This is a genomic window from Spiroplasma sp. hy2 (assembly GCF_044714365.1).
GTDB lineage: Bacteria > Bacillota_I > Bacilli_A > Mycoplasmatales > Mycoplasmataceae > Spiroplasma > Spiroplasma phoeniceum.
Genome location: NZ_RXFZ02000015.1, coordinates 1 through 11518, shown reverse-complemented (window position 1 = coordinate 11518; position 11518 = coordinate 1). Strand labels below are relative to the sequence as shown.

General features: G+C 25.4%; 8 protein-coding genes and 1 other annotated feature. All 8 genes read left to right on the top strand.

The annotated features are described in order from the left end of the window. Nucleotides 1–344: 344 nt before the first annotated feature. Nucleotides 345–452: a sequence feature (ribosomal protein L10 leader region), on the top strand. A 72-nt stretch (nucleotides 453–524) separates the two neighbouring features. The 8 genes from rplJ (at nucleotide 525) to EHV01_RS01075 (ending at nucleotide 11353) form a co-directional block, all read left to right on the top strand. After that, complete coding sequence (gene rplJ, locus EHV01_RS01110) at nucleotides 525–1016, top strand: 50S ribosomal protein L10 (RefSeq protein ID WP_422065829.1); 492 nt, start codon at nucleotides 525–527, stop codon at nucleotides 1014–1016. Nucleotides 1017–1071: 55 nt separating this feature from the next. Continuing rightward, entirely contained in the window at nucleotides 1072–1437 is a 366-nt protein-coding gene (rplL, locus tag EHV01_RS01105) for a 50S ribosomal protein L7/L12 (protein ID WP_422065828.1), read from the top strand. Between the two features lie 295 nt (nucleotides 1438–1732). Then, a complete protein-coding gene (locus EHV01_RS01100) occupies nucleotides 1733–2350 on the top strand; it encodes a hypothetical protein (RefSeq protein WP_422065827.1) in 618 nt (205 codons plus the stop codon). A 96-nt stretch (nucleotides 2351–2446) separates the two neighbouring features. After that, a complete protein-coding gene (locus EHV01_RS01095) occupies nucleotides 2447–4771 on the top strand; it encodes a hypothetical protein (protein WP_422065826.1) in 2325 nt (774 codons plus the stop codon). Nucleotides 4772–4800: 29 nt separating this feature from the next. Further along, nucleotides 4801–9045, top strand: coding sequence for an ABC transporter permease (locus EHV01_RS01090; protein WP_422065824.1), 4245 nt, complete (start codon nucleotides 4801–4803; stop codon nucleotides 9043–9045). Between the two features lie 141 nt (nucleotides 9046–9186). After that, nucleotides 9187–9414: a hypothetical protein gene (locus tag EHV01_RS01085; protein WP_422065823.1), complete on the top strand. Its 228-nt coding sequence runs from the start codon at nucleotides 9187–9189 to the stop codon at nucleotides 9412–9414. A 445-nt stretch (nucleotides 9415–9859) separates the two neighbouring features. Further along, nucleotides 9860–10324 carry a hypothetical protein gene (locus EHV01_RS01080; RefSeq protein ID WP_422065822.1) on the top strand — a complete coding sequence of 155 codons (465 nt, stop codon included), beginning with the start codon at nucleotides 9860–9862 and terminating at the stop codon, nucleotides 10322–10324. A gap of 15 nt (nucleotides 10325–10339) precedes the next feature. Beyond that, nucleotides 10340–11353: a hypothetical protein gene (locus tag EHV01_RS01075; protein ID WP_422065820.1), complete on the top strand. Its 1014-nt coding sequence runs from the start codon at nucleotides 10340–10342 to the stop codon at nucleotides 11351–11353. Nucleotides 11354–11518: the final 165 nt, after the last annotated feature.

Sequence of the window (11518 nt, the reverse complement as noted above, 5' to 3'; positions counted from 1 at the left end):
ATTTAATTATTCAGTTAATAATTTTGTAAATAATAATTTACAAAAAAATTTATATTTTTATTAGTTTTATCTAAGAAATTAAATAATTTTAATAAAAATGTATTTTTTGTTGTGGAAAAATTTAAAAAAATAGAAAAATATATTGACATTAAAATTAAAAGTAATACAATCTAAATAAGTAAGTGGTATATTATTCCACAATTTCTAAGATATTAATTTAAGACCCTTAAATAATTTATACGACCAATAATCGGTATAAGAAAATAAGCCGAAAGTAAAACAAGATTAATAAAATTTTTTAAAATAACGTTTTTTATTTGACTTTTAACAAAAATTATAATATTATATTATTTGGTATTATACCATAGACAGCAACGGATTTTATTAAATCTTAATTATGTTGCCGAGGCATTATTGAGATATATAACAATGACATGTTTTTATATTATTTAAATAATGTTTTAGGCAATTAATCCACTTGGTTAATTGCCTTTGCTTTTAAAATTATTATAGGGAGGCGAAGAATGAAGCCAGCAATGAAAATTAAAACAGCAGTTGTTAATGAAATTGTTAATAACTTTAAAAATGCTAATTCAGCAGTTATTGTTGAATATCAAAAATTAACGGTTGCTGAATTTACAGAACTAAGAAGAATGCTTACAAAACAAGATGTAAACATTAAAGTATATAAAAATAACTTAGTAAGTTTGGCTGCTAAAGAGGCAGGATTTGCTGAATTAGACCAATTTTTAACAGGTCCTAATGCTTTTGCGTTTGGTACAGGTGAACAGATGGCTGCCGCAAAAACTTTAGCAGAATTTGCAAAAATACATCCAGCAATAAAATTAAAAGCTGGAATTTATGAGGGTAAAGTTTTAGATACAAAAGCAATTGTTGAAATTGCAGCATTACCAACAAAAGATGAATTATTATCAATGTTTGGAGCAAGTTTACTATACCCATTACGTATGTTTGCAATAGCAGTTAAAGAAATTGCTAAAACAAAAACTGAATAATTAGTTATGTTATTCAAAGATTTTATAGAAAAATCTTAATGAGGAGGAAAATATTATGGCATTATCAAAAGATGATATTATTAAAGCATTAGAAGAAATGAAATTATCGGAATTAAATGAATTAGTAAAAGGAATTGAAGATCATTTTGGTGTTGTAGCTGCAGCAGCAACTGCTGCTGCTCCCGCAGAAGTAGGAGCAGCAGCAGGTCCTTCAGAGGTTAATATTGTGTTAACAGATACAGGACCAAGTAAAGTTGCAATTATTAAATTAGTTAAAGAAATTACTGGAAAAGAATTAATGGCAGCAAAAGCAATTGTTGATAAATTACCAGCAGTAATTAAAGAAAAAGTCAAGATAGAAGAAGCAGAAGAAATTAAAGGACAATTAGTAACTGCTGGAGCTTCAGTTGACCTTAAATAATTTAATTTTCTTAAAAAAAGCAAAATTAGCCCTTGCTTTTTTTTTTTTTTTTGTATAATATTAATATGTAAAAATATAGGAGTAGAAAAAATGTTAATAAATTTTTATCACTTTTAATAGATTTATTAACTTTAATATCTTTTCATCAATTTTTTTGAATTTTTATTTTTTCATTATTAGTATTTTAATCCGCATTAGTTTTTTAAAAACAAAATCTATTAAAAATATTAATAACACCTTTACTAAATTTGCAATTATTAGTTTTATTTTTACTTTTATTAGCAATTTATCAATTTTGCTTGTTCTTAATATTTTTATTCAATTTTCTTTTAGATGAATAGAAAGATCAACAATTAATTTATTAAATTTTATTTTTTTATTATTTGCAATCTTTCTTAGCACAACAAAGACAAGATATTTTAATTTTATTATTTTATTTAATAAATTAATTGCTATTTTCTTTTTAATTATTTTTTCTCCAGTTATTTTTAATTTTATTTTTAATGCATTTTTAAAAACAAAAAATAACTCATTTTATTTAATTTTATGAATGATTGGTTATGGAAGCTTAATTAGTACTATTGTAATTAATAATAGCGTAATGGAAGTAAAACAAATTTTTCGGAGATTATCGTTTGGTTTTATTTTGTTATTATTGTGTTTAATTTTAAATTTATATTTTATTGAAAATATAAATGATATTAAATTATCAACAATTTTTAAAAATATTTTTATAATTATTTTACTTTGAATTTATTTTTGAAATGTTGTTTTAATAAATAAAAATAATGCTAAAACACAAAATCATAAAAAAAAAAAAAACAATGATGATTTAAAATATTTTGTTTTAGCAATTAAAAATAATTGTTTGAGTATGGATAAGCCAATTAATATATACAACAATTTTTATTAATGGTTATAAGCAGGTAATGATAATTTAATGTTATCTGCTGACTTTTAAATTAATGATTTTTATAAAAATTTAATAAATATAAAAGGAGTGAAGGAAATGAAAAAATTACTTTCTATATTAGGATCTACAACTTTAATGTCAGCAAGTATGTTAGGGGTAGTTTCTTGTGCAAAAGGAAAAAATAGTCAAAATAATAATTATTTTGATAGTGAACTTAATAAAATCGACCCAACAATTCGAAATTTAGTCAAATATACTAGTACAATTGCTAAAATTTTAATTGCTAGTCGTCATGAAAATATGAATACTTATGGGTTTCCAACATTACAGTATTTTTTAAACAATATTGGAAGAAATTTAAAAGGAGTCTTTACTACTAAAAGCGGGAAAGAAATTAAAATTAAAGATTATGTTGAAGAATATAAAAAATTAAATAATCTTTATTATAATCCTTGAAAAGCAACAGATAATAATTATCAACCAGAGCGAAATACTTATAATTTAATGTCATCAATTGCTGCAATGACTGATTTTTCAAAGTGAAATACAGAAGCTAACCAAGGATATCCTAGCAATACAACAGATGCAACAGGGCGTTACAGAGATTTTGTTGCAAATCCAAATTTAGCATGAGCTCAATATGATACTGGAGCTTTAGCAAATACATTGTCACAAAAATCAGAATCAGTTATTAATTATATTAACAGAACGGCTGGATGAAGTAATTATTATGATTCATCATCGGGTCCTTATGTATCAAATATTTTATATCATAATTCACTTTCAACACCACCAACAAAGTCAATATTGTCTTATAAAGATGGTGGTGAAGAAATTAAATTTGGGAAGGCTGTGGCGAACCAGTCAAGTTCATTATATGATTTATTTGGTTTAAAATATTTTGATGAAGCAATCACTATGTTAGGCCAATTTGGATCAGGATTAGAATTACCAGTTTTATATTTATTAGCACAATTATTACCATTTATTCAAAATAATCGTTCTGGTGAAAAAATTGCAGGAATTTTTTTGGCAGCACCGTTTTTTATTTTAAAACAAATAAAAAGCCAGTTTTTTGATAATTCAGGTAATGTTAAACCAAATAGTCCATTATTAGAAATATTTAGTCGTGATACTATTGAAAAAACAGTTCTTAATGTTGAAAAACAAAGTGATGGTGAAGTAGATAACCCTGATAAAACAATTCAAAGTATGAAACTTTATGATATTTTTAACAGTCCAGTTGTGGCAAAATCTCTAACCGTGATTATGTCAGAGGAGAAACAATATTTAGATCTAACAAGTGATAAAAAAGAACATAAAAATGCCTTTTTAAAATGGTATTCTGTTTTAGGAAATTGATTTACAGAAGCTTTGGCAAAAGAAGGTTCAAATTTTGATGTTCAAAAATTTAATCGCATAATGTCAAACACAGTTTATGAGGGTCTTTTAAAATTCCAAGGCTTAATTGGGAATTTTGCTGAAGATAGTGTTGTTGCTTTAATTCGAACATTATTGCAAATGTTAAACGCACCAAACTTTGATTTGTTTAATTTATTAAAAGGAATTGCAGGATTAGCAAATTGATTTTACAGTAATGATAGTGAAGGACATTATAATTTAAATATTGATAATGTTAAAACAATTGATGATGTTTATAATGAAGGACCGAATAAAAATGGCTTTAAAGAAGACTTAATGGCAGTTGATCCTGATAGTGAATATGCTAAGTTTATCTTAAATAGTTATGGTTTTGATGAACAAACAGGTCAATATAAACAAGGGTCATTATTCGATATCATTAATATTTGAGCGCATGGAGGAAATAATACTTATCCTGATCATGAATCAATGCATAAATTTATTACACAAATAAAAGTAATGTTAGATTCACAAAATGGTTATATTGGTGAATTAACAAGTCAAGTTAATGCAGAAGATTGATTTGATAATATTTTCTTAGATAGAAAATGATATATTACAGCATCAGGAACTGGTGTAGATGGTTCAAAATTAGGGGCAATTGTAACTGATGGTTCTGTAACAGGTGTTCGTTATCAATTAGATTACTATGGTCCAAAAGATGCTTCAACTAAATTAGAACGTCATAAAAAACCATTAGGATATACTGATCCCGCTTCAGGGAATTCTCCTTCATATGTTGAACAAGAAAAAGACCCAAAACAACGTCATAATATTGCACCAGAGGGCGAAACATGAAACAATCAAGACTGAGTTGATTATGATGGAATGGGTAATGAATATTTAACAAATAGTGACAAAATTAAATATAGTTATGTTGTTCAATTTAATAACCAAGCTCGTTTCTTGTATAATCCAGGGATTAAAGATGATTTAACAAAAAATTCATATTTATTAAATGATTTTGTTTGATACTATAACAATACTCGTTATTATTAATAGTTAATTGAAAAAGAGGAGATCTAAAAATGTTGCTGTTTTTACAAACATTAAAAAGTATGTTTAAGCAAAAAGCACAGTTAATTATTTTTATAATATTAGCTGCGCTTTTAACATTATTAACAACTTCTTCGTGAATTGTTAATACACGTTTATCTAATGCATATTCATTTATGGGGAAAGGAACTTTTGCTTATGATTATTTATTAAGATTTGACAGTAAAAAGAAAACAGGACAAAATGTTGAAACAATTACTCCATGATATGCTTTTAGCAATGATTATCATTTGATTACTGATGTTAATGGGGAACAGTGGACATTGCCTTATGTTCATTTAGGTGAAGATGGCGCATTAAAAGCTTTGGATAATAATGTTGAAATAAAATTTACTTTTGATTCTAAAGCAAATAAAGTAAGTAATATTATTTTTACTGATCTTGATAAAAGTGCACCAATTTTTTTAAATAATGGTTTATATCGTTTCAACGTTAATAATGAAGCTTTTCAAACTTCTGTAATTGGACAATTATATGATCAGAAAGGTTATCTTTTTAATCAAAATAATTTACCTTTGATTGAAGAATTTATGAATAATTTTACGCATAGTGATATTTCACAAAATACAATAAATTTAATTATTGCATATTTAAATAAAAAATATTCAGGTATAACAGATGAAACAAAATTAAAAGATGCTGTTATTGATTTTGTTAATAATGGTATAACAAAATGAAAAAAAGATGTTGATTTACGAGGAAGCGTAGATGAAATCCCTACTAAAGCTAGCATTGAAGATAGAATATTTGAGGAAAAATTAAATGGTGATTTAAGTTTTTTAGTAAAAGATACATCACAGCCTTTAACAAAAATTAGTCTTTATTATTCACCAACTATTAATAATAATCTTGATGTTGGTTATAATAATAATATTGAAAACGCTGTTTTTAGTGTTAATGATTTTTATAATCATAATAAAAATAATAGTTTTCGGAATCAACCTTATGGGCCTTATGGTTTGACAAAAGCCTATTATGCATTAGTTGCTAAAGCTTCAAACTTTTCATTTCAGTTACGTGAACAATATGCATATTGAGATTTAACATCAAATTTAAAATATAAAATTATTAATTGAACACAATTATTATCGGATAATAAATTAAAATTTATTAAAAAATATGATTCTTTTGATCCAACTAATCCAATTAATGATGTGTATGTTGTTATTACGCCACAATTTGCGCATATTCAAAAATTAAAAGTAGGAGACCAACTTACAATTGGTGAAAATTCAAATTTCTTTGTTGGTGCTATTGGTGGAGATCCAACTAATATTTATCCAACAATTTATGATACTGATGTTTTTCCAGATCCAAAAACAGATGGTATTATTTATGTTTCTGAAAAAGTTTATCGTAGTGAGTCTATTGCTGCTAACACTGATATTGAAGAAAATTCTACATTATATATTAATTATGTTGGTTTACCGGAAAATAAAGGTACAGCCTTTGAAAATTTCAAAAAATATTTATCAGCTGATTTTTGAAATTTAAATAATCCAAGTGATAAAAATGTCCCATTACAAAGCCGTGATGAAACAAAGTTAGTTTACTTACGTTATTCTTTGTTAGGAACTACAATTAAATTTTATCGTACGATTACAATTATTTTATGTCTTATTTTCTTAATTGTTTTAATTTTTACATTAGTAATTTTAATTAAAAAAATTATTAATCAACAAAAAATTGCAAATGGAATTTTAAAAGCAAATGGTTATAGTGGAATAACAATTGCTATTTCCTATTTAGCTCATGCGATTGTAGTAACTGGAATTGGAGTTCCGATTGGATGAATTATTGGTGTATTTTTACAATTACCTATTATGAGTGTTTTCAATAGTTATTTTGTTATTCCAGTTAACTTTTCATTTTCGTTAATTCCATTTGCAATTTGTTTTGGAATTATTGGTCTTGTTAGTAGTTTGTCAATTTTAGTAACAGCAATTCGGCAATTAATAATCAGCCCATTAGATTTATTAAATCCAAATAAAAATATTAAAACTTCAAAATTAGTTTATTCTATTAGTAATATTTTTCATTTTAAAAAATTTACAACAAAATTTCGTTTCGTGATGATGGCTGTTTCAATGAAAAAAATTGGTTGATTTTTTTTAACATTTTTTGTTGCTAGTTTATTTTTAACATTAGCAACTTTAATTCCAACAGGAATCAATAAATTTAGTAAGGATTATTATGCCAATTTAAATTATGATAACCAGTATGAATATACAAACGTTATTGGGAATATTCCTTTTAGTCGTTATGAAATGTATGACTGGAATGGTCCTGGTTTTTCATCTGAGGCAGCATATCCATTAATTAAAAATTCTTTAGTAAGTGATTATTTATATAATGGAAAATGGCTATCAACAAAAAATTATATTAATGCTAAAAATTCTCATTTATATGCACAACAATTAAATAATATGATTATTTTTAATTTTATGGTTGGAAAAGGAACAAGTTTATCAATTGGTACTTTTTATGATATGTATAAAAGTTATGGTGAAAATGTTGATATTCGAAATCAAATTGATACTTTATTATGTTCAACAATGCCACGTGCTTTTGGTAAATCACCAGTTCATCCAACAGACCCAAATATTATTGACCGTTGGACTTATTGTGCACAATATGCAACAAGTGATATTATGCCAGGCAAAATTCGAGCAATGTGGTTAAAAGATGATTTGGCTAAATTACAATTTAATTTTACTTTTGGAACTTCAACTTATAATTCAAAAAATGAAGATGTTTATACCGGATATATAACAAATATATCAGATTCAAGTTTTATTCTTCCAACATATGGAATTAATGTAAATAATAAAACAATTATTTTTCCAAATCAAACAATTAAAAAAATTTTAGATAATAGTAAAAATTTAAATATTAGGACAGATTTTATTCCAATGGTTGTAAATAAAGCCGCAGAAAGTAAATATAATTTATTGTTAGATAAAATAATTGAAACTACTACTAGTGTTCAGCAGTTACAATATTGTGATGATGCACTTCATTGTACTGTTGATCAAGCAGCGTGGTCATATGAGTTACCAAGTGGTTGGTCTGATGATAATCTCAACCCGTTTACCCTTGATTTAACAAAATTAACAATTGGAAACAAAACACGTGTTGGTTTTGAAAATAAAAATGGTAAAGTTCAAGATTATTATAATATTAAAAATTTTGTTTTAAAATTACCAGTTGATGCTTTTAAACAAGGTGAATTTCAAAATTCAACGATTTCTGCAACAACAGGACGTCGGTTACCCGGCTTGTTAGACCTTAGTAGTCCTGCTGATCAGAGAGTGGTCACTAAAGAAGAAATTGAAGACGGTGATTATTATATTATTCATCCTTTTGATAATAAATTTGATAAAGAAATTAATGGCATAGGTGATTTAATAACCGGGTTTCCAACTAACTGATATCGAGAAGCATTACGCCAAGGATTATTAAAAATTGGGAAAATTACTAAAAATATTAAATATAAAGTTGTTGGGATTCAAAATTCATATGATGTTCCAAGAGCGTATGTAAATCAAGTTATTGCTAATAAAATTCTTGGTTTTGATACAAGTTCTAGTGAACTATATGATAACAAAGATGATAATCCAATGTTATGATTTAATGGTAAGTTTAGTGAATATTATGATCAAGTTGATCAAACAACACGATTTAATCTTTCTTCCTCAGATGGTTCCTATTCAATGAATGATTTTATGAATGGTCAATTAACTAGTGGGGTTGGAGGAACAGATTATTTAATTATTAAATCGCAAGTTATTGAAAAACTTGCTTGAATTTCAAGTATCTTATCAATTATTTTTGTTGTTATTACGATTATAACTGCTATTATTATTGTATATATTATGACAGAATCATTTGTTAATTATTTCTTAAAATTTATGGCTGTGATGAAAGCTTTAGGATATTCAAATCGTGAAATTAATAGTTTAACATTAGGAATATTTACTCCGTTTGCTTTTCTAGCATGGATTTTAGGTGTTGGGATAATGTGACTAATATTATGACTAAGTGTTTATGGGTTTATTGCAATTGCTAAAGTAATTATTCCATTTGGATTCCCATGAATTACGATTCCAATTACTTTTATTTTAATGGCAGGAATCTATTTAATAACATATTGAATTTCAACTTATAAAATTAATCATATGAGTATTCAAGAGCAAGTTAATGCAAACGAAGTATAAACCTAACAAAATAAAAAATCTAAGGTTTACTTAGATTTTTTATTTTCAAGTTATTTTTGAAGTTTTAGTTGTTATCTTGTTTTTTTAATATAATTGAATTTGAACCTATAAACCAAAAAAGATAAAATGGAGAAAATAAAATTGCGAAAATTATTTTATTTAATGATATTTATTTTTTCTATTACTACAAGTTTTAGTTTGATTTCAACTAATATATTATGAAAAGAAACAAAAAATTTAGGTCTTTTATTAAAACCACAATCAATTATGACTAATAACAAAGGAGGCTTAAATAGTCTTCGAGGTTACGATGATGGATTAATGCCATCAATTCGTAGTAATGTTATGCTGGGTTTACAAAATACTTAGGATTAAATATTGTCAAAAATTTAAGAGTTGATATTTATTATGGTTATGTTGATGATAGTAATTTTTATAATGCAAAAACAATTAATTCTACTAATACTAACTATATTTTTTGGTTTACTGTTGGAATTTTTGCAACAGAAAAAAGTGAATTTTATGGACATAGTTTTTTACAGTTTGATTATCGTCCAATTTGAAATTTTATTAACAATCAATTTATTAAATTTGATAATTCAAAAGGACAAATTGACAGTGAAGATAAACTTGTTGATAGTTGAAATAAACTATTAAGTAACCAAGTAATTCTTAATAATTTTAATAAACAATTTCAAAAATGGGATTAGATATTTCAGCTGGGATGGAATTACAACCAGGACAAATGACCTTAAATAAGGATATTAGTTTTTTTTATAAAATTAAGTAATAAATTTATTTCTGAAAAGATAATATGTTAACAATTAATAATGATTTATTTAAATATATTCCAGAACGATTGCAAGCATCATTGTTTAAACTTCATGGGGAAACTTTTACAATGAATACAGCAGGAACTATTAAGATTACGAGTAAAGATTTTAAAAATCATAATTTTGATTATGCTATTTTAAATAAAAATGTCACTTTAAATAATACCTTAGGTAGTTTATATGATGATATAAAATTATTTGTTATTAAGGCAATTGATACAATATACCATTATAATTTAACAATGGGTGTTTTTGAATTACAATTTCGTAAAAATGGATATTCTGATCCTAATTTACTTGAAAAGGAAACAACATTAGATAAACTATATACCTTTTCTTCAGGTGGGAAGAAAAAGAATTGGGTATGATTAGAATTAATTAATGCAAAAGATACCTCACTAGATTTAAGCACTTTACAATGTGTTCATTTAGGATTTATGGTTTAAGAGAGGAATAAACAAATGAAAAAAATATCGTTTAAAAATATGATTCAAATTTTATTAGTTGCTGTTTTAATTCCTCCTTTTGTGATGATGGTTGTTAGTTGTAGTCGTTTTGAAGGGAATTATCCTGGTGGTGGCAGTGGCGGTCGCTATGATAACCAGTTTAATTTTCAGTATGGTTGTGGTAATAATCAAAATCCACAAGCAGATGATAATTCATATTTCCATACTTTTTTTGGTGATTCAAAATTTACTTATAGTGCTTATAATGAAGATAAAAACGGTGATCCATTTTTTTATGGAAATCGTAAAAATTTATTGAAGTGTACAAATGATCATCCACGCTTAACAGCATGAAGAAATCAACATCTTAATACACAGTTAATTTTATTAAATAAGGAAGATATTACTAAATATAATGATTTACAAGTATCAATTGTAAATGATGATAAAGACCCAGCAATTATTACTGAGATTGTTTTTTTAACTTATATTAAAGCTTTTCCAAATGCAGCAAGTTCTAATCATTATATTTACCCAGGAGTACAATATATGCCTGATGCGCTAGGAGAAAATACATTGTCTGAATTAACATATGATGTTCAACCGCTTTGAATTAGTCTTTTTATTGGGTCACAAGCAAAGCCGGGAATTCAAAATTTTACGATAAAATTAAGTTTTCGTTTTAATGGTCAAATTAAAACTAGTATTGAACGTAAGTTTAGTATTGAAATTAAAAATTATCTTTTAAAAACTGATGATTCAAATAAACCAATGCATGAACGATTTGGTTTTAGTGCGACATCATTTCCTTCAAATGGTATGAAATATATTGATACTGGTGATAATTTAAGACAGAAAAGAGCAAGTGTAAAAGAACTTGATGACAAAATTGGTCCTTTTGATAATAATTTACCAAGTTATTTATCCCCAAAAATGTGGCCATATTTATTAGCACATTTACAAGCATTAAAAAAATCTAATACATTTTATTTATATGGTCCTGGATGAAATTATCAATTAATTCAATAGACTTCTTGCATAACCTATTAAAATAATTGTAAATATTTTTAAAAAGATACTAATAGCAAACTTTAATTTTGTCGAAAACTCTTGATATTTATAAAATATACCTAAAATTAGGTATATTTTTAATATATGGAGGTAAATAATTAATGAAAAAAATAATTACAGAAT